Consider the following 23,050-nt stretch of genomic DNA (forward strand, 5'->3'; position numbering starts at 1 on the left):
CGCTGCGCCAGCAGTCTGTGGTGTATTAGACCGCACGCACATCCGGGGGGCACGTGCCAACCGGGCGGAAGTGCACCTGGGAGGGGCGCGTGGGGACCGAACTCAACCGCCGCTGGGAGTCGGGGACGCACGCCTACAGCGTCTCCGACCCCTTCGGCCAGGGCCCGCTGCCCTGGCTGCGCAGCCCGGACCAGTACCTGGCCGGGGCGGAGGGCGCCGTGCCCTGGTACGTCTCGGTGGGCGCGCCGGGCCAGCAGTCGCTGACGGCCGGAGTCCGCAGGAAGCCGTCCGTCGGAACCCCGCAGGGCGCCAACGACGTGGACCAGCAGATCAAGGGCTTCGCCTCGGCCGGGGTGGTCCGCCCCGGCGGCTCGGTGGACTTCCGGGTCACCGTCAACCCGCCCCGCGAGTTCACCGTGAACATCTTCCGGATCGGCCACTACGGCGGCGACGGCGCCCGCCACATGACCTCCAGCCCGTCGATCGCCGGCCTCGCCCAGCCCGCCCCGCTGGTGGTCGACCGGACGGTCTCCTGCCACCACTGGTGGCACTCCTGGCGGCAACAGATCCCGGCGCACTGGAAGCCCGGCGCCTACGTCGCCGTGCTGACCACCGCGGACATGCTGCACCGCAGCCACATCCCCTTCACCGTCCGGGACTTCGAGGACCGGGCGCGCACCGCCGAACTGCTCCTGGTGCTCCCGGACGTGACCTGGCAGGCGTACAACCTGTTCCCCGAGGACGGCCGAACCGGCGCCAGCCTCTACCACGCCTGGGACGGCCGGGGCGGCCTGGTCGGCGAGCCGGAGGCGGCCGTCACCGTCTCCTTCGACCGCCCGCACGCCACCGCCGGACTGCCGCTGCACGTCGGCCACGCGTACGACTTCATCCGCTGGGCCGAGCGCTTCGGCTACGACCTCTCCTACGCCACCGCCACCGACCTGCACGCCGGCCTGGTGGACCCGTCCCGGCACCGGGCGCTGGTCTTCCCCGGCCACGACGAGTACTGGTCCGAGCCGATGCGCCGGGCCGCCGAGCGGGCCAGGGACGGCGGCACCTCGCTGGTGTTCCTCTCCGCCAACACCATGTACTGGCGGGTCGAGCTGACCGCCGCCGCCTCCGGCGAGCCCAACCGGCTGCTCAACTGCCGCAAGCGGCAGAAGGTCGGCGCCGGCAGCCCGGCCGCCGGGGCGCCCGGCGCGGCCAGCGCGCTGTGGCGGGACGCCGGGGAGCCCGAGCAGCACCTGCTCGGGGTGCAGTACTCGGGGCGGGTCGCCGCGCCCGTCCCGCTGGTCGCCCGGCACACCGCGCACTGGCTCTGGGACGGCACCGGCCTCCAGGAGGGCGACGAGCTGCCCGGGCTGGTCGCCGGCGAGGCCGACCGCTACTACCCCAAGGTGGCGCTGCCCGAGCACGTCGAGCGGGTGCTGCTGGCGCACTCGCCGTACCAGGACCCGGCCGGCCGCACCCGCTACCAGGAGACCTCGCTGTACCGCGCGCCCAGCGGCGCGTACGTCTTCGCGGCCGGAACCTTCGCCTGGTCGCCCGCGCTGGGGCGCCCGGGGCTGACCGACGAGCGCATCCAGCGGGCCACCGCCAACCTGCTGGACCGGCTCTGCAAGAACCAGCCGCACTGACCACGGTGGCCGAGAACCGGCGCGCGGTGGCCGGGAACCGGCGCGCGGTGGCCGGAGAACCGGCGTTCCGGCGGGCGTGAAAGACTGCGGGGGCAGTGACCTCCCCTTTCGCGGTGCCCCCGCCCGTGAACGACCCCTGAGGACTGAACACCTTGAGCGGATTTGTCACCAAGCCCGAGCCGGTCCAGGTACCCGGCCTGGTCCACCTGCACACCGGCAAGGTGCGCGACCTCTACCGCACCGGTTCGGGCGAGCTGGTCATGGTGGCCAGCGACCGGACGTCCGCCCACGACTGGGTGCTGCCGAACGAGATCCCGGACAAGGGCCGCATCCTCACCCAGCTGTCGCTGTGGTGGTTCGAGCGGATCGCCGACATCGTTCCCAACCACGTGATCTCCACCGAGGCCCCGGCCGGCGCCCCGGCCGACTGGAAGGGCCGCACGCTGGTCTGCCGCAGCCTGGAGATGATCCCGGTCGAGGCGGTCGCCCGCGGCTACCTGGCCGGCTCCGGCCTGGCCGAGTACCAGGAGAGCCGCACGGTCTGCGGCATCGCGCTGCCGGAGGGCCTGGAGAACAGCTCCGAGCTGCCCGCCCCGATCTACACCCCCGCGCTCAAGGCCGAGGTCGGCGAGCACGACGAGAACGTCTCCTACGAGGAGACCGCCCGCCGGATCGGCGCCGAACTCGCCTCGCAGTTGCGCCGCACCACCCTGGACGTCTACGCCCGGGCCCGGGACATCGCCCGCGAGCGCGGCATCATCCTGGCCGACACCAAGTTCGAGTTCGGCCTGCTGGACGGCGAGCTGGTGATCGGCGACGAGGTGCTCACCCCGGACTCCTCCCGCTACTGGCCGGCCGACGAGTACGAGGCGGGCCGCTCGCAGTCGTCCTTCGACAAGCAGCTGATCCGCGACTGGCTGGTCTCCCCGGACTCCGGCTGGGACCGCTACAGCGAGCAGCCGCCGCCGGCGCTGCCGGCCGAGATCGTCGAGCTGACCCGCGCCAAGTACATCGACGTGTACGAGCGGCTGACCGGGACCACCTGGGCCTGACCCGCTCGACCGCCCGCGGGCACGGCCTCAGATCCAGCCGTGCTCGCGGGCGATCCGCACCGCCGCGTGGCGGTTCTCCGCGCCCAGCTTGGTGGCCGCCGAGGACAGGTAGTTGCGCACGGTGCCCTGGGAGAGCGAGGCCCGTTCGGCGATCTCGGCGATCGGGGTGCCGTCGGCGGCCAGCTCCAGGACGTCCGTCTCGCGCGGGGTCAGCGGGGTCTCGCCGGCGCTGATCGCGTCCGCCGCCAGCTCGGGGTCCACGTACCGGCCGCCGGAGCGCACGGTGCGGATGATGCCGGCCAGGTCCGCCGCCGAGACGGTCTTCGGCAGGAAGCCGCGCACCCCGACCTCCAGCGCCCGCTTCAGGTAGCCGGGGCGGCCGTGGCCGGTGACGATCATGCAGCGGCAGTCCGGCAGCGCCAGCCGCAGCTGGGCGGCCACCTCGATGCCGTCCTTGCCCGGCATCTGGAGGTCCAGCACCGCGACGTCCGGGCGGTGGGCCAGCGCCATCGCCAGTGCCTCGGTGCCGGAGCCGGCCTGGGCGACCACCTCGATGTCGTCCTCCAGCGAGAGCAGCGCGGCCAGCGCGCCCCGGATCAGGTGCTCGTCGTCGGCGAGCAGGACGCGGACGGGCGCGGCGTTCTCGGTCATCGGGCGGTCTTTCTTCCTCAGCGGGGGAGCGGGACGGTGGCGAGCATCCGGAAGACGCCCGCCTCGGCGGTCGACACGGTCAGTTCGCCGTCGTGGGCGGCGAGCCGCTCGCGCAGTCCGCGCAGCCCGGTGCCGCTGCCCTGGGAGGGGAACGGGATGTCGGGCACCCCGTCATTCTCCAGCTCCAGTACGGCCCGTCCGTCCTCGGTCCGCAGCCGGATCAGGCAGCGGCCGGCCTCGCTGTGCCGCAGCACGTTGGTGGTGGCCTCGCGGATCACCCAGCCGAACACCGACTGGACCGGGCCCGGCAGCCGGTCGGCGTGCTCGCCGAGGTCGATCTCGCAGGAGACGTCGGCCGAGCGCAGCACCGCCCGGGCGCCGATCGCCTCGGCGTGCAGGTCGGCGGTGCGGTAGCCGCGGATGACGTCCCGGACCTCGCGCTGCGACTCCTGGGCGATCTTCTGCACCTCGGCCATCTGGTCGGCGGCCTCCTCGCGCCCCCGGCGGGCGAGCTGGACGGCGAGCTCGCTCTTCAGCGCGATGGTGGTGAGGTTGCGGCCCATCACGTCGTGGAGGTCGCGGGAGAAGCGCAGCCGCTCCTCGGCGACGGCCAGCCGGGACTGGGCCTCGCGGGCGGCGTCCAGCTCCCAGACGATCGAGGTGAGCCAGGCGAAGCTGCGGCAGCTGGGGCCGAGGAGGGCCATCCCGAGGGTCAGTCCGGTCAGGTAGCCGGCGGTGCCGGCGGGGTCGATCCCGGCGAGTGCCGCGGCCGGGAAGACGGCCAGCAGCATGCCCAGCCCGACGACGGCGGCCCGGCGGGGAGTCAGTGCCACGCACACCGGGCCGTGGGCGAACAGCAGCAGGGTGCTGGTGACGAACAGGGTGAAGGGGAGGCCGCCCGGGCTTTCCGGTCCGCCGTCGGCGGGGCCGAACAGCAGGACGGTCCAGGAGCCCGCCACCGCGAGGCCGACCGAGAGGGCGAGCCAGAGCCGGGGGTCGGTGGGGCGGCCGAGGTAGTGGTCCATCGCGACGCGGTAGGTCCGCAGCAGGACCAGGGTGGTGGCGAGCCCGATCAGCACGGAGATCCGGATCACCGGGATGTTCCCGGCCTGGCCGACGGCGCTCCCGGCGCCGAGCAGGACGCCGGGTAGGACGAACATCGCCATCAGGTAGAGCGACCAGCGCAGGTACAGCTCGGTGCGCTGGGGTTTGCTCAGGCTGGTCCAGTGCCGATGCGGCGACCGCATTCTCAATTCTTCCGCCCCCAGTTCGACCACGATCCTGCTTGCTGCCTTCATATCAGAGGCCGTACCGGGGGCGTTCCTTCGGATTACTGCTCGAAGCTCAGCGGCGCGGTTCCCAGCGGAAGTAGCGCACCGCGCCCCAGACCGCCAGGCCCAGCCAGATCGCCCCGGTGACCAGGTGCGAGCCGGCGGCACCCCAGGAGCCGGCGAAGCCGGTCGCGGCGGCCGAGCCGTCGGTGCCGAACCAGCCGACGCGGATCAGCTGGAAGGCCGGGGTGGTCGGCAGCAGGCGGCAGATGTCGGCCAGCTGCTTGGGCATGACCTCCAGCGGGATGAACAGCCCGGAGCCGAGCTGCATCACCAGCATGATCGGCAGGGTGGTGATGCCCGCGCTCTCCACGGTCCTGGTGAAGGCGCTGGACAGCGCGGCCAGGGCGATCATGGTGGCCAGCGCCAGCAGCAGGCCGACCAGCATCAGCACCGGGTTGACCGGCACGGCCAGGTGCAGACCGAGGCTGCCGCCGATCCCGATCAGGGCGGCCATCATCAGGCCGAGCGCGACCGAGGGGACGGCCGTGCCGAGCAGGATCTCGATGTCCCGGGCCTCGCCGGTGCGCAGCCGCTTGAGGACCAGCTCGCCGCGCCGCCCGACGTACGCGGCGGTCAGGTTGTAGTACACGACGAAGGCCAGGATCATCCCGACCGAGCCGTAGACCAGCAGCGAGTCGACGTCCAGTCCGGGGTTGGACTCGGCCTGCTGGGAGAGCACGCCCTTCAGGGTGAAGACCAGGAACAGCGGCAGCGCCAGGGCGGTGAACAGGGCCGTGCGGTTGCGCAGCAGCAGGGTGGCCTCGGCCCGGCCGAGGGCGAGCAGCCGACGGGCGGCAGTGCTCTGCGGACCGGTGGCGGCAGTGGCGACGGTGGTGGTCATCGGGCGGATCCGATCAGGCGGCGGCGGGCGGGGCGGTCGGCGGCGGGCGCCTGCGGGGGGTTCTGGTGGGCGGCCTCGGAGGCGATCGCGAGGAAGGCCTCCTCCAGCGAGGCGCTGCGGGCGTCCAGGGCGCCGAGCGCGATCCCGTGGTGCCGGGCCCAGCCGAGCAGGTCGGTGAGGGTGTCCTGGAGCGTGAGGGTCTGCACGGTGACCTTGCGGCCGTCGAGCGCGAGTTCGGCCCCGGCCAGGACGGGCAGTGCGGCGCCGGTGAACTCGGGAAGCTCGAAGCCGATCCGGGCGGGCCGGTCGGCGATCACCTCGGCGACGGTGCCCGAGGTGACGACCCGGCCGCCGTGCATGATGGCCAGCCGGTCGGCGAGCTCCTCGGCCTCCTCCAGGTAGTGGGTGGTGAGCAGCACCGTGGTGCCCTGGGCGCGCAGCTCGCGGACCAGCTGCCAGACGGCGGCGCGCGCCTCGGGGTCGAGACCGGTGCTGGGCTCGTCCAGGAAGAGCACCTCGGGGCGGCCGAGCAGGGCCATCGCGAGGTCCAGCCGGCGCTTCTCGCCGCCGGACAGCTGCTTGACCCGGACATTGGCCCGGTGGCCGAGGCCGACCAGCTCCAGCGCCTCCGCCACCGGGCGGGCGCCGCTGGTCATCCCGGCCCAGACGCGGCCGGTCTCGGCGGCGGTGAGCTCGCCGGGGAAGCCGCCCTCCTGGAGCATGATGCCGATCCGCGGGCGGACGGCGGCGCGCTCCTTGTGGGGGTCCCGGCCGAGCACCCGGACGGTGCCGCCGGTGGGCGCGGCCAGGCCCTCGATGACCTCCATGGTGGAGGTCTTTCCGGCCCCGTTGGTGCCGAGCAGGGCGAACAGCTCGCCGCGGCGGACGGTCAGGTCGACGCCGCGCACGGCGTGGTACCCGTTGGTGCCGCCGCCGTAGTGGCGGTGCAGGTCGGTGACCTCGATCACGTCTTCGCTGGGGCGGGGCGCCCGGCTCGTCTCCATGCCCCAAGCCTTCCGCCGACCGGGCCGCGCGGGCAGTGCGGGCCGTCATGACATCGCGGTGGGGATCCACGGGTCGGCGATGACAAATGTCATGGTCGATATCGCCGGCGCCCGGGGCACCGCCGTGTCAGGAGTGCGGGGAGGAATGCCGAAGGGCCCCCTCGAACGAGGGGGCCCTTCGTATCGGAGCGGACGACGAGATTCGAACTCGCGACCCTCACCTTGGCAAGGTGATGCTCTACCAACTGAGCCACGTCCGCAGGTCAAACTATTGAGTTGTGCTGTGCTCGCGCACTGCGAGCGGACGACGAGATTCGAACTCGCGACCCTCACCTTGGCAAGGTGATGCTCTACCAACTGAGCCACGTCCGCATGGTGCCTGGTGGGGCACCCGCCGCCTCTTCGGATCTCTCCGTTGCGGCGACGAGGAATACTCTACAGCATCGTTCGGGGTGGTCGCCCCACCCTTTCGGCCAGGGCGGGCGGGGCGACCGGGGAGCGGACTCCCGCGAGGCTCAGTTCGCCTCGGCGAACGCCTCGTACACGTGCTTGGGGATGCGGCCACGGGCCGGCAGTTCCATCCCGCGGGACAGGGCCCAGGCGCGGACGGCGGCCGGGTCCGGGGTGAGGGCGGTGCGGCGGAAGGACTTTCCGGTGCGGCTCTGGCGGCGGCCGGCGGCGACGAACGGAGCGAGGGCCTCCCGCAGCTTTTCCGCGTTGTCCACGGACAGGTCGATCTCGTACGACTTCCCGTCGACGCCGAAGTGGACGGTTTCCGCGGCGGAGCCGCCGTCCAGGTCGTCGGAGAGCGTGACAACTACACGCTGTGCCATGGGTGTCAATCCTCTCGGGCAATTCGGCCGCCGGTCCGAGGGGGTACCGGGGCCTGATGTGCACCAACTCGCGCAAGCGCGTACGGGCGCGCCGGGTGGCTCGCCTGATACGCAGCACTTGCCGCGACAGGTGGCCCTATTCTGCACCCGAAGGGGGCAGAAATCGAAGAGTCCGGCATTCTTTTCCGGATATTCACGTCTCTTCGCGGGACTCCTGGATACCGATGTGCGGGACGGGCGGTTCTGTCCCCAAGTGCCGTATTCGGGTGTTCTCCGGACGGGGCCGTTCCGAGTGCCGAATCCACGGAAACCGGTCGGCCCGGGCGGCGGGTGAGGGGTTCGGATCCCTTGTGGCGTAAGGGTCTCGGGTCTACGCGCGTCGCTATCCCCGGCCAGCAATCCTGCCCGAAACCACCGGTAGTCTGGAGTTCCCCCGCCTCACCGAAGACACCACCGGGAGTGCCAGTGGCACGCGTCGTAGTCGACGTCATGCTCAAGCCGGAGATCCTCGACCCCCAGGGACAGGCGGTGCAGCGTGCACTGCCCCGCCTCGGATTCACCGGGATCGCCGACGTCCGCCAGGGCAAGCGTTTCGAGCTGGATGTGGAGGGCCCGGTCGACGACGCGGCGCTCGCCCGTATCCGCGAAGCCGCCGAGACCTTTCTCGCCAACACCGTGATCGAGGACTTCACCGTCCGGGTCGAGGAGGAGGGCAAGTGACCACCCGCGTCGGCGTCGTCACTTTCCCCGGCTCCCTCGACGACCGCGACGCCCAGCGGGCGGTCCGCCTCGCCGGCGCCGAGCCGGTCGCCCTGTGGCACCGTGACAAGGATCTCCACCAGGTCGACGCCGTCGTCCTGCCCGGCGGATTCAGTTACGGCGACTATCTGCGCTGCGGTGCGATCTCCCGCTTCTCGCCGGTGATGGAGACCGTCATCGAGCAGGCGAAGCTCGGAATGCCGGTGCTCGGTATCTGCAACGGCTTCCAGGTGCTCTGCGAATCGCACCTGCTGCCCGGGGCGCTCACCCGGAACGACTCGCTGCACTTCATCTGCCGCGACCAGAAGCTGAGCATCGAGAACGCCGGCACCGCCTGGACCCGGGATTACTCGGTCGGCCAGGAAATCGTCGTCCCGCTGAAGAACGGCGAGGGCCGCTTCGTCGCCGAGGAGCGGGTGCTGGACGAACTGGAGGCGGAGGGCCGGGTCGTCGCCCGTTACCTGGACGTCAACCCGAACGGTTCGTACCGCGACATCGCCGGCATCACCAACGCCGCCGGCAATGTCGTCGGCCTGATGCCGCACCCGGAGCACGCCGTGGAGCCGCTCACCGGCCCGACCACCGAGGGCCTGGGCTTCTTCACTTCCGTCCTGAAGCAGCTGGTGAACGCCTGATGAGCCTCGACACCGTCAAGAACGCCGAGCAGACCCCGGACGCCGCCCAGCCCTGGGCCGAGCTCGGCCTCAAGGAGGACGAGTACGCGCGCATCCGGGAGATCCTCGGCCGCCGCCCGACCGGCGCCGAACTCGCCATGTACTCGGTCATGTGGTCGGAGCACTGTTCGTACAAGAGCAGCAAGGTCCACCTGAAGCAGTTCGGCGAGAAGAAGCCGGATTCGGACGCGATGCTCGTCGGCATCGGCGAGAACGCCGGCGTCGTCGACGTCGGCCAGGGGTACGCGGTCACCTTCAAGGTCGAGTCGCACAACCACCCGTCGTACATCGAGCCCTACCAGGGCGCGGCCACCGGCATCGGCGGCATCGTGCGCGACATCCTGGCGATGGGCGCCCGCCCGGTCGCCGTGATGGACCCGCTGCGCTTCGGCGCGGCCGACCACCCGGACACCCGGCGCGTGCTGCCCGGGATCGTCGCGGGCATCGGCGGCTACGGCAACTGCCTGGGCCTGCCGAACATCGGCGGCGAGGTCGTCTTCGACTCCTGCTACCAGGGCAACCCGCTGGTCAACGCGCTGTGCGTGGGCGTCATGAAGCACGAGGACATCCACCTCGCGCAGGCCTCCGGCGCCGGCAACAAGGTCATCCTGTACGGCGCCCGCACCGGCGGCGACGGCATCGGCGGCGTCTCGGTGCTCGCCTCCGAGACCTTCGACGACAGCAAGCCGGCCAAGCGCCCGGCCGTCCAGGTCGGCGACCCGTTCCAGGAGAAGCTCCTGATCGAGTGCACCCTGGAGATCTTCCGGGAGAAGCTCGTCAAGGGCATCCAGGACCTCGGCGGCGCCGGCCTGTCCTGCGCCACCAGCGAGCTGGCCTCGGCCGGCTCCGGCGGCATGCGGATCGAGCTCGACACCGTGCACCTGCGCGACCACACGCTCTCGCCGGAGGAGATCCTCATGAGCGAGTCGCAGGAGCGCATGTGCGCGATCGTGGAGCCCGACAAGGTCGACCGCTTCCTGGAGATCTGCGAGAAGTGGGACGTCATCGCCAACGTCATCGGTGAGGTGACCGACGGCGAGCGCCTGGAGATCTTCTGGCACGGCGAGCTCGTGGTGGACGTCCCGCCGCGCACCGTCGCCCACGAGGGCCCGACCTACGAGCGCCCGTACGCCCGCCCGAGCTGGCAGGACGCGCTGCAGGCCGACGCCCCGACCGCCGAGCGGCTGGCCCGCCCGACCACCGGCGAGGGCCTCAAGGCCGACCTGCTGAAGGTCGCGAGCCACCCGAACCAGGCCTCCAAGTCCTGGATCACCGACCAGTACGACCGCTACGTGCTCGGCAACACCGTGCTCTCGCACGGCGAGGACTCGGGCATGATCCGGATCGACGACGAGACCAACCTCGGCGTCTCGGTCGCCACCGACGGCAACGGCCGCTTCGCCAAGCTGGACCCGTACACCGGCGCCCAGCTGGCCCTGGCCGAGGCGTACCGCAACGTCGCGGCCGGCGGTGCCAAGCCGCTCGCCGTCTCCGACTGCCTCAACTTCGGCTCCCCCGAGGACCCGGACGTGATGTGGCAGTTCGCCGAGGCCACCCGCGGCCTGGCCGACGCCTGCCTGGTGCTCGGTACCCCGGTCACCGGCGGAAACGTCTCGCTGTACAACCAGACCGGCGAGGTCGCCATCCACCCGACCCCGGTGGTCGCGGTGCTCGGCGTCATCGACGACGTCACCCGGCGCACCCCGCTGGCCTTCGCCGAGGAGGGGCAGCTGCTCTACCTGCTCGGCGACACGGCGGACGAGCTCGGCGGCTCGGCCTGGTCGCAGGCCGTCCACGACCACCTCGGCGGCCTGCCGCCCGCGGTGGACCTGGAGCGCGAGCGGCTGCTCGGCGAGATCCTGATCGCCGCCTCGCGCGACGGCATGATCGACGCCGCGCACGACCTGTCCGACGGCGGTCTCGGTCAGGCGCTGGTGGAGAGCTGCCTCAAGGGCGGCCACGGTGCGCGGATCGTTCTGCCCGAGGGCCAGGACCCGTTCGTCCTGCTGTTCTCGGAGTCGGCCGGCCGCGCCGTCGTGGCGGTGCCGCGCAGCGAGGAGCTCCGGTTCAACGACATGTGCACCGCGCGCGGCCTGCCGGCCACCCGGATCGGTGTCGTGGACGGCGAAAGCCTGGACGTCCAGGGCCGGTTCAGCGTCTCGCTGGCCGAGCTGAAGGACGCCCGCACCGGTGTCATCGAGGCCCTGCTGGCCTGACGCGCGGTCGACGAGGGGCGGGTGGTTCTCTGGTGAACCACCCGCCCCTCGGCGTATGTTGACGCCCATGCCTGCCAAGTCCCGTACGTATCAGCCGCAGAAGGTGAGCGCCGCGTTGACGGCGCAGAGCGAGGCGGTGCGCGTGGTCGTGCACCAGCTGACGGAGTCCGATCTGGAACGGCCGACCCGGCTCGGCTCCTGGAGGGTGCGGGAGCTGGTGACCCACCTGAGCCTGGCGCTGAGCCAGCTGTCCGCCGTGCTGGACCTGCCGGAGGTGGACGGGCCGGTGCTCCCGCTGGCCGACTACGCGGCGCTGGCCGGGACGATGGCCGGCTTCGTCGACGCCGCGACCACGGAGCACACGGCGGCCGGGTTCGCCGGCCCGCCCAAGGAGGTGGCCGCCGAGTTCGACCGGTCGCTCGACGCCGTGCTGGCCGTGCTCGTCGGCCGGGCCGCGGCGGAACCGGAGCGGCGGGTGACCTTCCTGAGCGGCCATCCGATGCTCCTGAGCGACTACCTGGTGACCCGGCTGATCGAGGCCGTGGTGCACGCCGACGACCTGGCCGACGCGCTCGGCCTGGACGCCTTCCCGCACGACCGCGAGGCCCTCGCCACCGTCTCCCGGGTGCTGGCCGACGCCCTCGCCGGGCAGGTGCCCGGCGGCGCCGTCGAGCTGCGCGTCCCGCCGTTCGCGGTCGTCCAGGCGGTGCCGGGGCCGAAGCACACCCGGGGCACCCCGCCCAACGTGGTGGAGACCGATCCGCTGACCTGGATCCGGCTGGCCACCGGCCGGGCCGACTGGGCGGCGGCGGTGGAGGCGGCCGAGGTGTCCGCCTCGGGGGAGCGCAGCGACCTGCGGGAGTACCTGCCGGTGCTCTGTTAGGGCGTGTCCGACCATTCGCGCACCCGGCGGGAATTGTCGGACACGCCCCAGGACGGCTGCCCAGGACCCGCCCCCGCCGCCGCGGTTCTACGGGACGGACGGCCCGCCCACGTACGTGCCCTGTGCCGAGTACGGCCAGGCGTTGGGCGTGCAGCCCTTGAGGCCGTAGATCTGCTGCATCATCGCGGGGGCGGGCTTGCCCTCGCCCGGGCAGCCCTCGTGCCCGTGGCCGATCCGGTGGCCCACCTCGTGGTTGACGATCAGCGCCCGGTACTCCTCCAGCGGTCCGCTGAACTGCGGTGAACCGGTGTTCCAGCGCTTGGAGTTGACGAGCACCTGGTTGCCGACGTTGCAGTTGACCTCGCCGTGGGTGTCCAGCCCGGAGGCGCCGCAGATCCGGTCCACGGTGGCCGGCGAGGCGATCTTCACGGCGAAGTCGTACGGGCCGTCGGCGACCAGCTGGAAGCCGTTCTTGCGGTCGTTGGTCCAGCCTCGTTTGTCGCCGAGGATGGCGTGGATCTGCGTGGCGGCGGTCGGGGCGTCGATGCCGATGCCGTCCTCGACCTCGACCCGGTAGCGGCGCACGTTGCCGCGTCCGATCGGCTTGGCGGTGGCCGGGGCGACGGTGAAGGTGCCCGCACCCTTGGTGGGGCCGGGGTCCGGCGCGGCGGGGGCGGGCGGCGGGGTGTCGGCCGGGGCGGGAGCCGGGGGCGGTGCCTGCTCCGCCGTCGGTGCCGCCGTGGTGGCCTGCTCGCCCGGCGGGGCGACCCTCGCCTGGGCGGTCGGGGCGGCGGCCGGGGTTCCCGCTGGGCGGTACAGCATGATCGCCGCGGCCCCCAGTACCACTGCGGAGACCACGAGTGCCGTGAGCATGCCAGGACCGGGTCCGCGTCGCGGCTTGCGGCGTCGGCGACCGCCCTTCCGGGGCGGTGCGGTGCGCCGGCCGACGGATCGGGCTGCGGACATGATCTTCACAGTGGCAGGCGAACGGGTGAATGTCCACACGCCTCGTATGTGACTTCGGCGTCGCGGGACGGGCGCCCGCCGGGGACGGCGGTTGACCCCTGCGTCTCGGGTGGCAGACTTCAGGGCATGGCGATTCACAGGAACCTTCTCGACGGTCCCGAACCCACTCTCCTCCCGGAGGAGGAGCGGCCCTACCGGATGCTGGCGGAGGAGTCGGCCTCCCCCACCCAGGTGGCGGCCGAGTTCCCGGTCTTCTGCCTGGCCTGGGCCATGCTCGCCGACGACGCCTACGCGGCCGGCCGGTACGTCGAGTCGTACGCCTACGCCCGTACCGGCTACCACCGCGGCCTGGACGCGCTGCGGCGCAACGGATGGAAGGGCCACGGCCCGGTGCCGTGGGAGCACCGCGGCAACCGCGGCTTCCTGCGCTGCCTGGCGGCGCTCGCCCGGGCGGCCGGCGCGATCAAGGAGACCGAGGAGGAGACCCGCTGCTGGCAGTTCCTGAAGGACAGCAGCGCGGAGGCGTACGCGGAGCTCAAGCAGTAGACACCCCCGGACACACGGGTGCCCCCGGCGGTCTCCGCCGGGGGCACCCGTTCGTCACGTCACGCCCGGAGGGCGGGGCTCACGCGGCCGTGGGCCCCGCCTCGGGCGCGGGACTCACTTCAGGCGCTTGCCCGCCGAACGCAGCTGCTCGGCGGCCTCGACCACGCGGGCGGCCATGCCGGCCTCGGCCAGCTTGCCCCAGGTGCGCGGGTCGTAGGTGTTCTTCTTGCCGACCTCGCCGTCGACCTTCAGCACGCCGTCGTAGTTGGCGAACATGTGGCCGGCCACCGGGCGGGTGAAGGCGTACTGGGTGTCGGTGTCCAGGTTCATCTTCACGACGCCGTTCTCCAGCGCGGTGGCGATCTCCTCGGCGCTCGAACCCGAGCCGCCGTGGAAGACGAAGTCGAACGGGTCGGTCTTGCCGTACTGCTTGCCGATCGCGTCCTGGAGCTCGCGCAGCAGCTCGGGCTTCAGCACGACGTTGCCCGGCTTGTACACGCCGTGCACGTTGCCGAAGGAGGCGGCCAGCAGGTAGCGGCCCTTCTCGCCCAGGCCCAGCGCCTCGGCGGTGCGCACGGCGTCGTTGACGGTGGTGTACAGCTCGTCGTTGATCTCGTGGGTGACGCCGTCCTCCTCGCCGCCGGTCGGGGTGATCTCGACCTCAAGGATGATCTTGGCGGCGGCGGCCTGGGCCAGCAGCTCCTGGGCGATGCCCAGGTTGTCGGAGAGGGTCTCGGCCGAGCCGTCCCACATGTGCGACTGGAACAGCGGGTTCTCGCCCCGGGCCACGCGCTCGGCGGAGACCGCCAGCAGCGGGCGGACGTAGCCGTCCAGCTTGTCCTTCGGGCAGTGGTCGGTGTGCAGCGCGACGGTGACGTCGTACTTGGCGGCGACGATGTGGGCGAACTCGGCGAGCGCGACGGCGCCGGTCACCATGTCCTTGTTGTGCTGGCCGCCCAGGAACTCCGCGCCACCGGTCGAGATCTGGATGATGCCGTCGCTCTCGGCCTCGGCGAAACCACGCAGTGCGGCGTGCAGCGTCTGCGACGACGTGACGTTGATGGCCGGGTAGGCGAACTTGCCCGCCTTGGCCCGGTCCAGCATCTCGTTGTAGACCTCGGGAGTTGCGATGGGCATGCGATCCGCTCCTGTCGGGTTGCGGCGTACGGACGGTGCTGTCCGACGCTGTGTACGCCTTCGTGACGACTCCGTGCCGGCCCGCCGACGCGCGGCGTTGCGGTGTGGCTCTCCGGCACGTTCGCGGCGACCTGCGCGGTACGGCCATGAGGGTGGTGTGCCACCGCGGACCGGACGCCTGTGCCATCTTCCCAGACTCGTGCCCGCGGGTCAGCAGGAGCCCGCCATGCGGAACGGCGCACGGCACGGGCGCACGGCGGCCGCGGGCGGCTACGGCGGGCAGCCGGGGGGCGTCCCCCGCCGGGCGCCGTCGGCACGGTGCGCCCGCGTGGTGGGCACGGTGCGCCCGCGTGGTGGGCACGGTGCGCCCGGGTCGTGGGCACGGTGCGCCCGCGTGGTCGGCACGGTGCGCCCGCTATCCTGCGCCCGTGGACTACAACCAGCTGGCCGTCAACCTGCTTGACGCCAAATCCCTGATCTCGTCCCTCGGCGCCATCGGGCTGATCGCGATCATCTTCGCGGAGACCGGCCTGCTGGTCGGCTTCTTCTTCCCGGGCGACTCGCTGCTGATCCTCGCGGGTGTCGCCGCCTCGAACGCGGCCTCCTCGGTGCTCGGCGACGGTGCCAAGCTGCCGATCGCCGTCCTGCTGATCGGCTGCCCGATCGCGGCGATCGCCGGCGCCCAGCTCGGGCACCTGATCGGCGCCAAGGTCGGGCCGAAGATGTTCGACAAGCCCGATTCGAAGATCTTCCGACGCGACTACGTGGTGAAGGCGGAGGAGTACTTCAACAAGTTCGGCTCCGGCAAGGCCGTGGTGCTGGCCCGCTTCATGCCGATCATCCGCACCTTCCTGAACCCGGTCGCCGGCACCCTGGAGATGCCCGCCCGGACCTTCTTCCTCTGGAACGTGATCGGCGGCGTGCTGTGGACCGAGTCCATGCTGCTGATCGGCTACTTCTTCGGCGACGCGCTCGCCCCGGTGATCGACAAGTACCTGATCCCGGCGGTGCTGCTGATCGTCCTGCTGTCGATCTCGCCGATCCTGGTCGAGATCATGCGCGAGCGGAAGAAGAAGCGGGCCGGCATCGGCGCCGAGGTCGACGAGGAGAGCCAGGTCCAGGCCGGCGGCGGCCGGCACCGGCGGGGCTGAGCTCCCGGCGCTCCGGACACGGGCGAGGGCCGGTGCTGTTTCACGTGAAACAGCACCGGCCCTCAGTCGTTCGTCGTACCGGACGGGATCAGAGACCCAGGTCGTCCAGGGTGTAGGCGGTCACGTACTCCAGGCCCTGGGCCTCCACGGCGGCCGCGCCGCCGCGCTCCACGATCACCGCGACGCCGACCACCTCGGCGCCCGCCTCGCGCAGCGCCTCCACGGCGGTCAGCACCGAGCCGCCGGTGGTGGAGGTGTCCTCGACGGCCAGCACCCGGCGGCCCTTGACCTCCGGGCCCTCGATCCGGCGCTGGAGGCCGTGCGCCTTGCCCGTCTTGCGGACCACGAAGGCGTCCAGCTGCTGTCCGCGCGCGGCGGCGGCGTGCAGCATCGAGGCGGCCACCGGGTCGGCACCCAGGGTCAGGCCGCCGACGGCGTCGTAGTCCAGGTGCGAGGTCGCGTCCAGCATCACCCGGCCGACCAGCGGGGCGGCCACGCCGTCCAGCGTGATCCGGCGCAGGTCGACGTAGTAGTCGGCCTCCTTGCCGGAGGAGAGGGTGACCTTGCCGTGCACGACGGCCTTGTCCTTGATCTGTGCCAGCAGGGCGTCGCGGTCGTTGCTCATGAGCGTTCAGTCTAGGCCCTGGCGGTTCCCGCGGCGCTCCGGGCTCAGCGTCGGCGCAGCGCCCTGACCAGCACCACGGCACCGCCCAGCAGGGCTACCGAGCCGCCGATCACCCACGGCACCGCGCTGCGGCCGCCGGTGCCCGGCACCACGATCCCGCCGGCCTCGCCGCCCCAGCGGGACGCCGCCCGGGCCCGCGCGCTGCGGGCGGGCAGCGCCGGGGCGTACGGGCCGCGCGGCGGGGCGTGGTCCACCTCCTCGGCGGACCGGCCGACGATGCTGCGGCGCACCGGGCCGCTGAGCACCGGCTCCTCCTCGTACGCGAAGAGCGGCTCGGCGGGGAGCTCCTCGGCGACGCCGTCCTGCTCGGCGGAGCCGTCCGCGGCCCCGTCCTCGACGTCGTCCTCCTCGTCCTCGTCCTCGTCCTCGTCGTCGGCGGAGCCGGTGGGCAGGCCGAAGCGCTCGGCGTCGGCGTCGGAGAAGGCGATCAGGTCGGAGAGGTCGTCGTCCAGGTCGTCGCCGGGCTGGTCCTGGCGGTCCTCGATGAAGACCACACCGGCGTCGGCCCCGGCGTTCCCGGACCCGTCCTGTTCGGCGTCCTCCTCCTGGTCCTGGTCCTGCGGCTGCTCGCCCTCCGGGGCGACCAGCGCGGCGGCGAACCGGTCCAGCAGGCGGCGGCCGGTGGCGTCGAGGGTCTCCTCGTCGAACTCGGTCAGCCGGCCGGTGGCGCTCAGGTCGCCGGTGAAGCGGATCACCGCGGTGCCGTCCTCGGCGCCGTCCGCGACGCTGACCCGGACGGTGGCGGTCACCTCACCGGTGCCCCGGGCCTCCTCGCCCTCGGCGAGCACGGTCAGCACGCCCTCCCGGCCCCCGATCAGCGACAGCACGCCCTTGTACGTGATCGTGGAGCCGCCGATCCGCAGCTTCAGCCGGCCGCCGATCTCCTCGGCCGCACCGGCGCCGACCGCGGCCGGCTCGGTGCTCAGCCCCGGCACACTCCGCGCCAGCAGCGCCGGATCCTGCAAGGCCTGCCGGACCGGCTCGGCGGACAACGGGACGAGAACCTCATGCTCCATGTCACGGAGCCTACCGACTGGGCCGCGCCCGGTCCCTACCCACCACCACCGGATTTTCCCCGCCCCACCTGTTCCCTTGGCCGTCGCACCATCGCCGCGGCCGCCCGCACGGGCACCCGTCCGGGCCCGCCACGGGCGCGGGCCGGGGCTTCCGAGAAGACGGTTCCCCGGGGTGGCCTCGGCGGGGGCCGGGCGGCCTCAGCGGGGGCCGAGGAGGGTGAGGGCCGCCGGGGGGTGGGCCGGGCGGAGGGCGGTGAGGTGGGCGGTGGTGGCGTGGAGGGCGTCGGGGGTCAGGGCGCGGGGCGACGGGGCGTCGGGGGCGAGGGTGAGCGGGGGCCGGGTGGCGGCGGCGAGGAGGAAGTTCTGGGGGTCGTCCGGCGGGCCGGGGCGGCAGGCGGCGGTGGCGCTGCCCGGGACGGCGTACGGGGCGGTCTGCAGGCCCGTCGTCCGCAGACCGGACTCGATCTGCCAGAGGCCGTCCAGGTCGTTCCCGGCGCGGACGGCGATCCGGCCGCCGGGGGAGAGCAGCCGTGCGGCGAGGCCGTAGAACTCCTGGGAGTGGAACTTGACCGGCCCGCCGTCGGCCGGTGCCGGGAGGTCGGCGAGCACCACGTCGTACGGTCCGTCCCCGCCGGGGGCGCCTGCGCCGCGCAGCCAGGCCAGCGGGTCGGCCGCGGTGGTGCGGACCCGGGGGTCGTCCAGCGAGCGGCCGCCGAGGGCGGCGAGCCCGGGGTCGGTGCGGGCGAGCCGGGGGAGGGCGGGGTCGGCGTCGACCAGCCGGACGGTGCGCACGCCCCGGTGCCGCAGCACCTCCCGCAGGGCGAGCCCGTCGCCGCCGCCGAGGAGCAGGACGCGGGCGTCCGGGCCGGCCGCCATGGCGGGGTGGACCAGGCCTTCGCTGCTCCGGTACTCGTCCGGTCCGCAGACCGCGAGCCGGCCGTCCAGGTAGAGCCGCAGGGGGCCCTCGGCGGGGCCGGTGAGCACGATCTCCTGGGACCGGCTGCGGGTGGCGTAGCGGACCTGGTCGCCGTACAGGGCGTGCCGGGCGGCGCGCTCGACGGCGTCGGAGCCGGCCGCGGCCGTCGCGAGCAGGGCGAGGACCAGCAGGCAGCCGCCCCAGAGCAGCCGTCGGATCCGGGGGGCGGGTTCCTCGCGGAACAGCCAGAGCACCACGGCCGCCCCGGCGACGGCGTTGACGGCGCCGGTGAGCAGGGCGCCGTCGCCCGGTCCGAGGGCGGGCAGGATCAGGAACGGGAAGGCGAGGCCGCCGATCAGCGCGCCCACGTAGTCGGCGGCGAACAGGTCGGCGACGGCGCGTCCGGCGTCCTCGCGCCGGATCCGTTGGATGAGGGTCATCAGCAGGGGGATCTCGGCGCCGATCAGGACGCCGATCAGGCAGGTGAGGCCGACCATGGCGGCCTGGTAGCGGCCGATCCAGGCCCAGCAGGAGTAGAGCGCGAGGACGGAGAGTCCGCCGGTGAGTGCGAGCGCGCACTCGACGAGGGCGAAGGCGGTGGCGGGCCGGCTGGTGAACCGTTTGGCGAGCAGTGAGCCGAGGCCCATCGCGAACACCATGACGGAGAGCACGACGGAGGTTTGGGTGACCGTGTCCCCGAGCAGGTAGTCGCCGAGCGCCACGAGTTCGAGCTCGTAGACGAGTCCGCAGGCCGCGCAGACGAACGCGGCCAGCAGGACGGTCAGGCGGGCGAGCCGGGGGCTGGAGCGCAGCCGGGACCGACGGCGGGCGGGCGGGAGTGGGGCGAGGCCTCGCCCGGGCCGGGGTGGGGCGCCGTCGTCGAGGTCCACTCGCGGGCGTGCGGGCGGACCGGTCGGATGGTTGATCACGAACAAACGCTAGGGGACGTGCGGGACGGATGGATGCGCCCATCCGACGGACAGTGAGCGACGTCGGATTGACGAACCGTTCCTGCGTACGATTCGTAGGCCTGGGCCGGGCGGCCTACGGCCGGATCGGTGTTCCGGTCCGGACTTCCGGCGGTCATGCCCCGGCCACCCCGGTCACCACCAGCGAGGAGCGGGTGCACACCAGCTGCCCCTCCTGCGGGTAGGCGTGCCAGGTGCGCCAGAGCAGCCGGTCCGCGCCGCCCTGGGTGACCAGCGCGGTGAAGGCGCTCGGGTCGCCCGGGAAGACCCCGGCGAGGCCCCGCGGGTGCCCCTCGACCAGGGCCAGCAGCTCCTGGGCGCGGGCCGCGAAGTCGTGCGGCGGCAGCGCCTCGATCCGGGCCGCGAACTCGTACTCCCAGCCGCCGACCTGCTTGGCCACCCGGGCCGGCAGCGGGGTGCGGCGGCCGGGCAGGCAGGCGACGGTCTCCAGGCACTGGCCGGGGCCCGCGTCGATCACCACCTGGTGGGAGGCGCCCAGCAGGCGCAACTGGAGGGTGCCGGGCGTGCCCGGGTGGCCGCCCCCGTCGAGTCTCAGGTCGCGGACGGCGAGAGCGGGCAGCGGGTCGCCGCCGAGGCACCAGGCGAGGTCACCCGCCCGGGTGTCCGTGTAGGAGGTCTGCAGTGTGGTGAGCATGCTCGGCTCCGCGTTTCAGCTCCGTGCGCGCCCGCCGAGCAGCAGCGAGTAGGCCTAGGCGATGGCGAGGCTGTTCGTGGCTGTGCGGCCCTGGGCGCGGCCGACCGTGGAAGGAAGGATTCCGGCTGGAGATTCAGCAGCAGAGAAGCACGAATACGCCGGGTCCGCCGGTGATTTACCCAACTTTGTCAAGCATTCACCGTTTCGAGCACACCTGCTTCCCGGCTCTGATCGAGCCCGTGTACGAGTCTGCACAGCGCGCGCCCCTATCACCGGATCGTGCGCCGTGCGCGCCGGGTGTGCGCTGTCCGGGCGCATCACACACCGCCGCCCTCCAGGCGCGGGGCGTGGAGGGCGGCGGGGGAGTGCCCGGATGCTCGGAAGGATTGCCGCAATGGTGGCAAACAAGCAAGCCGATCAAGGAAGTTGATGATCCATCAGCACTGGTGTCGGATCACGGACATCCCTGTTCGAAGGGCGCGAAAGGGGGCGTGCGGCCCCTCACAGGCGCCGCAGGCGGGTGACAGCCTCCTGGAGGACCTCGTCCTTTTTGCAGAAAGTGAAGCGGACCAGGCTACGGCCGGCCTCCACGTCGTCGTAGAACACCGCGTTCGGGATGGCGACGACGCCGCAACGGCCGGGCAGGGCACGGCAGAAGTCGATGCCGTCCTTCTCGCCGAGCGGCGTGATGTCGGTGGTGACGAAGTAGGTGCCCTCGGGGGTGAAGGCCCGGAAGCCGGCCGCGGTGAGGCCGCCGAGCAGCAGGTCGCGCTTGCGCAGCAGGTCGGCGCGGAGGGTGTCGAAGTACGTGTCGGGCAGCCGCAGGGCCTCGGCGACGGCGTACTGGAAGGGGCCGGCGCTGACGTAGGTGAGGTACTGCTTCGCGGTGCGCACGGCCGCGACCAGGTCCGGGCTCGCGGTGACCCAGCCGACCTTCCAGCCGGTGAAGGAGAAGGTCTTGCCGGCGGAGGAGATGGTGACGGTGCGTTCGCGCATGCCGGGCAGGGCCGCGAGGGGGTGGTGGACGGCGCCGAAGACCAGGTGCTCGTAGACCTCGTCGGTGACGACCAGCAGGTCGTGCTCGACGGCGAGCGCGGCGACGGCGGCGAGCTCCTCGGCGGTGAGGACGGTGCCGGTGGGGTTGTGCGGGGTGTTGATCAGCAGCAGCCGGGTGCGCGGGGTGATCAGGGCGCGCAGCTCGTCCAGGTCGGGGCGGAAGGCCGGCGCCCGCAGGGTGAGCGGCACCCGGGTGGCACCGGCCATCGCGATGCAGGCGGCGTAGGAGTCGTAGAAGGGTTCGAGGGCGATCACCTCGTCGCCGGGCTCCAGCAGGGCCAGCAGGGTGGCGGCGATGGCCTCGGTGGCGCCGGCGGTGACCAGCACCTCGGTGTCCGGGTCGTACGCGAGGCCGTGGAAGCGCTGCTGGTGATCGGCGATCGCGGTGCGCAGCTCGGGGATGCCGGGGCCGGGCGGGTACTGGTTGCCCCGGCCGTCGCGCAGGGCCCGTACGGCCGCCTCGCGGACCTCCTCGGGCCCGTCGGTGTCGGGGAATCCCTGGCCGAGGTTGATCGAGCCGGTGGCCGTGGCCAGGGCCGACATCTCGGCGAAGATCGTCGTGCCCATCCCGGTCAGTCGGCGGTTCAGCAGCGGCCTGGTACCCATCGGTGACTCCTCACGGCTCGTCGTCAGGGCCATCCTGGGTCAGCCGGGGGCCGGGGACAAGAACGGCCCACCACCGGCGCGGAGGGCGGTGGCGGGCCGGACCGGAGTGCCGGGACGGGATCAGGCCTCGTCGGTGCCCTCGGTGCCCTCGCCGTCCTCGCCCTCGATCTCGTTCTGGAGGCCGAGGCGCTCGACGATCCACTGCTCGAAGCCGACCGCGGCCTGGGTCCAGTTGGCGGTGGTGGTGACGAAGTAGTCCAGGTTGACGCCGGTGCCGACGATCATCTGGGCCTCGCCGATCAGGCGGACCACGCCGTCCTCGTGGGTGTGGGTGTAGACCTTGGGCCAGAGGGTCTCGCGGTTCCACTCGTCGATCAGGTCGAGGATCTCGCCCTTCTTCTCCAGCGGGTAGGCGCGGTCGTAGAAGGCGCGCACCGCGAAGAGCTCCTTCTGCTCGCCGCGGAACATGTAGTAGACGCGGAAGCCCTCCCAGGGGGCGGTGAGGTCGCCCTCCTCGTCCACGACGTGCTTGAGCTGCATCTGGTCCAGCAGCTGGGTGACCAGGGCCTGGTCCGGGACGACGATCGGCGGCGGGCCGGCCGGCCGCCCGCCCTGGCCGCCGGGCTGGCCGCCCTGGGGAACGCCGAAGGACGGGATGGACGACGGGTCGATGCTCATGGGGGTCCTCTTCCTCAGTGCACGTGGTGGCCGGCAATGAGAGGCCGCCCTTTCCACCTCCCATCCTGCCTCATCCGGGGCTCCGCTCACAGGGGCGGCCGAGGGGCGCGTCGATCTTCGTCGGGCGTTCCTCCCGCCGTCGTCCGGCGGCTCCGGCGGCGGTGGGAAGGGTGTCGGTCACCGAGGGTGTGCGGGGCCCGGGGCGGGGGTGGGAACCCCGGTGGGGTGTGGGCCCGCGGAGGGGCGCGCGTGAGCCACGTCACGCGCCCGGCGCGCTGGTTCGGCTGCCGTCCCGGCCGGATGCGGTTAGCGTGCGACGGAACTCGCATCGATCAAATCCCGGCCCGGCCGGGGGAGTTGAGCTGTCCTGAGGTGGACTGTCCGGAATTGAGGGGGAACAGGAGTGGGTGGAGCGGCGACGGGGGACGGCGCGACGCTCGGGGCGCTGCTGCGGAGCATCCGGCTGGACCGGGGCATGACGCAGGAGCAGCTGGGCGAGGCGACCGGGCTGAGCGTGCGGTCGATCCGGGACCTGGAGCGGGGGGTGTCCTGTCCGCGGGTGTCCACGCTCAGGCTGCTGACCCAGGCCTGGAGCCTGCCGGACGTCCAGGTGGCCGAGCTGCACCGGCTGGCGCGCAGCCGGCGGGACCGGACGCGGCGGCTGCTGCGACGGGCGGCGGTTGAGTGACGGCGGTGGAGTGACGGCGGCGCGGTGACGGCGGTCGCCCCGGCGGCCGGGTGACGGGCCCGGCGCGGCCCGCGGGCGCGGAACGGGCCGCCCCCGCC

At 72.7% G+C, this 23,050-nt stretch carries 22 protein-coding genes and 2 tRNA genes; 9 read left to right on the forward strand and 15 right to left on the reverse strand.

What is annotated here, in order from left to right:
* Positions 1-89: 89 nt before the first annotated feature.
* Both ACFWJ4_RS09810 and ACFWJ4_RS09815 read left to right on the forward strand, forming a co-directional pair.
* Positions 90-1,637: a N,N-dimethylformamidase beta subunit family domain-containing protein gene (locus ACFWJ4_RS09810; RefSeq protein ID WP_359897708.1), complete on the forward strand. Its 1,548-nt coding sequence runs from the start codon at positions 90-92 to the stop codon at positions 1,635-1,637.
* 152 nt (positions 1,638-1,789) lie between these two features.
* On the forward strand, positions 1,790-2,689 hold the full coding sequence (locus ACFWJ4_RS09815) for a phosphoribosylaminoimidazolesuccinocarboxamide synthase (RefSeq protein ID WP_380541355.1): 900 nt from the start codon (positions 1,790-1,792) through the stop codon (positions 2,687-2,689).
* Positions 2,690-2,716: 27 nt separating this feature from the next.
* On the opposite strand, the gene ACFWJ4_RS09820 is transcribed toward ACFWJ4_RS09815, so the two are convergent.
* The 7 genes from ACFWJ4_RS09820 to ACFWJ4_RS09850 form a co-directional block, all read right to left on the reverse strand.
* Positions 2,717-3,340, reverse strand: coding sequence for a response regulator transcription factor (locus tag ACFWJ4_RS09820; RefSeq protein ID WP_359897711.1), 624 nt, complete (start codon positions 3,338-3,340; stop codon positions 2,717-2,719).
* Between the two features lie 17 nt (positions 3,341-3,357).
* Positions 3,358-4,587 (reverse strand): sensor histidine kinase, encoded by a 1,230-nt coding sequence (locus tag ACFWJ4_RS09825; protein ID WP_380541358.1) that lies wholly within the window; start codon positions 4,585-4,587, stop codon positions 3,358-3,360.
* Positions 4,588-4,684: 97 nt separating this feature from the next.
* Positions 4,685-5,515, reverse strand: a complete 831-nt coding sequence (locus tag ACFWJ4_RS09830; RefSeq protein ID WP_380541361.1) for an ABC transporter permease — start codon at positions 5,513-5,515, stop codon at positions 4,685-4,687.
* The gene (locus ACFWJ4_RS09835; RefSeq protein ID WP_380541364.1) at positions 5,512-6,519 is read right to left on the reverse strand and encodes an ABC transporter ATP-binding protein; all 1,008 of its coding nucleotides are present in this window, start codon (positions 6,517-6,519) and stop codon (positions 5,512-5,514) included. The genes ACFWJ4_RS09830 and ACFWJ4_RS09835 overlap by 4 nt, the downstream gene beginning before the upstream one ends.
* 187 nt (positions 6,520-6,706) lie before the next feature.
* Positions 6,707-6,779 (reverse strand) — tRNA-Gly (locus tag ACFWJ4_RS09840).
* 39 nt (positions 6,780-6,818) lie between these two features.
* Positions 6,819-6,891 (reverse strand) — tRNA-Gly (locus ACFWJ4_RS09845).
* A 143-nt stretch (positions 6,892-7,034) separates the two neighbouring features.
* Positions 7,035-7,352: an Lsr2 family protein gene (locus ACFWJ4_RS09850; protein ID WP_359897715.1), complete on the reverse strand. Its 318-nt coding sequence runs from the start codon at positions 7,350-7,352 to the stop codon at positions 7,035-7,037.
* 465 nt (positions 7,353-7,817) lie between these two features.
* Here ACFWJ4_RS09850 and purS point away from each other — a divergent pair, with 465 nt between their 5' ends.
* The 4 genes from purS to ACFWJ4_RS09870 all read left to right on the forward strand — a co-directional run bounded on the left by purS (position 7,818) and on the right by ACFWJ4_RS09870 (position 11,884).
* Complete coding sequence (gene purS, locus ACFWJ4_RS09855) at positions 7,818-8,072, forward strand: phosphoribosylformylglycinamidine synthase subunit PurS (RefSeq protein ID WP_049654013.1); 255 nt, start codon at positions 7,818-7,820, stop codon at positions 8,070-8,072.
* On the forward strand, positions 8,069-8,746 hold the full coding sequence (gene purQ, locus ACFWJ4_RS09860; RefSeq protein ID WP_359897716.1) for a phosphoribosylformylglycinamidine synthase subunit PurQ: 678 nt from the start codon (positions 8,069-8,071) through the stop codon (positions 8,744-8,746). The genes purS and purQ overlap by 4 nt, the downstream gene beginning before the upstream one ends.
* Positions 8,746-11,001 (forward strand): phosphoribosylformylglycinamidine synthase subunit PurL, encoded by a 2,256-nt coding sequence (purL, locus tag ACFWJ4_RS09865; RefSeq protein ID WP_380541367.1) that lies wholly within the window; start codon positions 8,746-8,748, stop codon positions 10,999-11,001. The genes purQ and purL overlap by 1 nt, the downstream gene beginning before the upstream one ends.
* A gap of 67 nt (positions 11,002-11,068) precedes the next feature.
* A complete protein-coding gene (locus tag ACFWJ4_RS09870; RefSeq protein WP_380541370.1) occupies positions 11,069-11,884 on the forward strand; it encodes a sterol carrier family protein in 816 nt (271 codons plus the stop codon).
* An 87-nt stretch (positions 11,885-11,971) separates the two neighbouring features.
* On the opposite strand, the gene ACFWJ4_RS09875 is transcribed toward ACFWJ4_RS09870, so the two are convergent.
* The gene (locus ACFWJ4_RS09875; protein WP_380541373.1) at positions 11,972-12,757 is read right to left on the reverse strand and encodes a DUF3152 domain-containing protein; all 786 of its coding nucleotides are present in this window, start codon (positions 12,755-12,757) and stop codon (positions 11,972-11,974) included.
* Between the two features lie 219 nt (positions 12,758-12,976).
* On the opposite strand from ACFWJ4_RS09875, the gene ACFWJ4_RS09880 reads away from it, so the two are divergent.
* Positions 12,977-13,396 (forward strand): DUF3151 domain-containing protein, encoded by a 420-nt coding sequence (locus ACFWJ4_RS09880; RefSeq protein ID WP_359897720.1) that lies wholly within the window; start codon positions 12,977-12,979, stop codon positions 13,394-13,396.
* Between the two features lie 114 nt (positions 13,397-13,510).
* On the opposite strand, the gene fbaA is transcribed toward ACFWJ4_RS09880, so the two are convergent.
* Entirely contained in the window at positions 13,511-14,533 is a 1,023-nt protein-coding gene (fbaA, locus tag ACFWJ4_RS09885; protein ID WP_380541376.1) for a class II fructose-bisphosphate aldolase, read from the reverse strand.
* A 428-nt stretch (positions 14,534-14,961) separates the two neighbouring features.
* Here fbaA and ACFWJ4_RS09890 point away from each other — a divergent pair, with 428 nt between their 5' ends.
* The gene (locus ACFWJ4_RS09890) at positions 14,962-15,684 is read left to right on the forward strand and encodes a VTT domain-containing protein (protein ID WP_359897722.1); all 723 of its coding nucleotides are present in this window, start codon (positions 14,962-14,964) and stop codon (positions 15,682-15,684) included.
* Positions 15,685-15,772: 88 nt separating this feature from the next.
* Here ACFWJ4_RS09890 and pyrE read toward each other — a convergent pair whose 3' ends face one another.
* The 6 genes from pyrE to ACFWJ4_RS09920 form a co-directional block, all read right to left on the reverse strand.
* Positions 15,773-16,309 carry an orotate phosphoribosyltransferase gene (gene pyrE / locus ACFWJ4_RS09895; RefSeq protein WP_359897723.1) on the reverse strand — a complete coding sequence of 179 codons (537 nt, stop codon included), beginning with the start codon at positions 16,307-16,309 and terminating at the stop codon, positions 15,773-15,775.
* Positions 16,310-16,353: 44 nt separating this feature from the next.
* Entirely contained in the window at positions 16,354-17,385 is a 1,032-nt protein-coding gene (locus tag ACFWJ4_RS09900; protein ID WP_380541379.1) for a hypothetical protein, read from the reverse strand.
* 198 nt (positions 17,386-17,583) lie between these two features.
* Complete coding sequence (locus ACFWJ4_RS09905) at positions 17,584-19,230, reverse strand: polyamine aminopropyltransferase (RefSeq protein ID WP_380541381.1); 1,647 nt, start codon at positions 19,228-19,230, stop codon at positions 17,584-17,586.
* Positions 19,231-19,384: 154 nt separating this feature from the next.
* A complete protein-coding gene (locus tag ACFWJ4_RS09910; RefSeq protein WP_380541384.1) occupies positions 19,385-19,924 on the reverse strand; it encodes a DUF2617 family protein in 540 nt (179 codons plus the stop codon).
* Between the two features lie 501 nt (positions 19,925-20,425).
* The gene (locus ACFWJ4_RS09915; protein WP_380541387.1) at positions 20,426-21,586 is read right to left on the reverse strand and encodes a pyridoxal phosphate-dependent aminotransferase; all 1,161 of its coding nucleotides are present in this window, start codon (positions 21,584-21,586) and stop codon (positions 20,426-20,428) included.
* A gap of 120 nt (positions 21,587-21,706) precedes the next feature.
* The gene (locus tag ACFWJ4_RS09920) at positions 21,707-22,264 is read right to left on the reverse strand and encodes a YbjN domain-containing protein (RefSeq protein ID WP_359897728.1); all 558 of its coding nucleotides are present in this window, start codon (positions 22,262-22,264) and stop codon (positions 21,707-21,709) included.
* A gap of 403 nt (positions 22,265-22,667) precedes the next feature.
* Here ACFWJ4_RS09920 and ACFWJ4_RS09925 point away from each other — a divergent pair, with 403 nt between their 5' ends.
* Positions 22,668-22,952, forward strand: coding sequence for a helix-turn-helix domain-containing protein (locus ACFWJ4_RS09925; protein WP_380541389.1), 285 nt, complete (start codon positions 22,668-22,670; stop codon positions 22,950-22,952).
* The last annotated feature ends 98 nt before the right edge of the window (positions 22,953-23,050 follow it).

Source organism: Kitasatospora sp. NPDC127067 (assembly GCF_042724755.1).
Taxonomy (GTDB): domain Bacteria; phylum Actinomycetota; class Actinomycetes; order Streptomycetales; family Streptomycetaceae; genus Kitasatospora; species Kitasatospora lactacystinica.

Coding starts and splice junctions, on each gene's coding strand:
- ACFWJ4_RS09820 (WP_359897711.1), bottom strand. CDS start 3,340: ATGACCGAGAACGCCGCGCCCGTCCGCGTCCTGCTCGCCGACGACGAG.
- ACFWJ4_RS09825 (WP_380541358.1), bottom strand. CDS start 4,587: ATGCGGTCGCCGCATCGGCACTGGACCAGCCTGAGCAAACCCCAGCGC.
- ACFWJ4_RS09830 (WP_380541361.1), bottom strand. CDS start 5,515: ATGACCACCACCGTCGCCACTGCCGCCACCGGTCCGCAGAGCACTGCC.
- ACFWJ4_RS09835 (WP_380541364.1), bottom strand. CDS start 6,519: ATGGAGACGAGCCGGGCGCCCCGCCCCAGCGAAGACGTGATCGAGGTC.
- ACFWJ4_RS09850 (WP_359897715.1), bottom strand. CDS start 7,352: ATGGCACAGCGTGTAGTTGTCACGCTCTCCGACGACCTGGACGGCGGC.
- purL (WP_380541367.1), top strand. CDS start 8,746: ATGAGCCTCGACACCGTCAAGAACGCCGAGCAGACCCCGGACGCCGCC.
- ACFWJ4_RS09870 (WP_380541370.1), top strand. CDS start 11,069: ATGCCTGCCAAGTCCCGTACGTATCAGCCGCAGAAGGTGAGCGCCGCG.
- ACFWJ4_RS09875 (WP_380541373.1), bottom strand. CDS start 12,757: ATGCTCACGGCACTCGTGGTCTCCGCAGTGGTACTGGGGGCCGCGGCG.
- ACFWJ4_RS09880 (WP_359897720.1), top strand. CDS start 12,977: ATGGCGATTCACAGGAACCTTCTCGACGGTCCCGAACCCACTCTCCTC.
- fbaA (WP_380541376.1), bottom strand. CDS start 14,533: ATGCCCATCGCAACTCCCGAGGTCTACAACGAGATGCTGGACCGGGCC.
- pyrE (WP_359897723.1), bottom strand. CDS start 16,309: ATGAGCAACGACCGCGACGCCCTGCTGGCACAGATCAAGGACAAGGCC.
- ACFWJ4_RS09900 (WP_380541379.1), bottom strand. CDS start 17,385: ATGGAGCATGAGGTTCTCGTCCCGTTGTCCGCCGAGCCGGTCCGGCAG.
- ACFWJ4_RS09910 (WP_380541384.1), bottom strand. CDS start 19,924: ATGCTCACCACACTGCAGACCTCCTACACGGACACCCGGGCGGGTGAC.
- ACFWJ4_RS09915 (WP_380541387.1), bottom strand. CDS start 21,586: ATGGGTACCAGGCCGCTGCTGAACCGCCGACTGACCGGGATGGGCACG.
- ACFWJ4_RS09920 (WP_359897728.1), bottom strand. CDS start 22,264: ATGAGCATCGACCCGTCGTCCATCCCGTCCTTCGGCGTTCCCCAGGGC.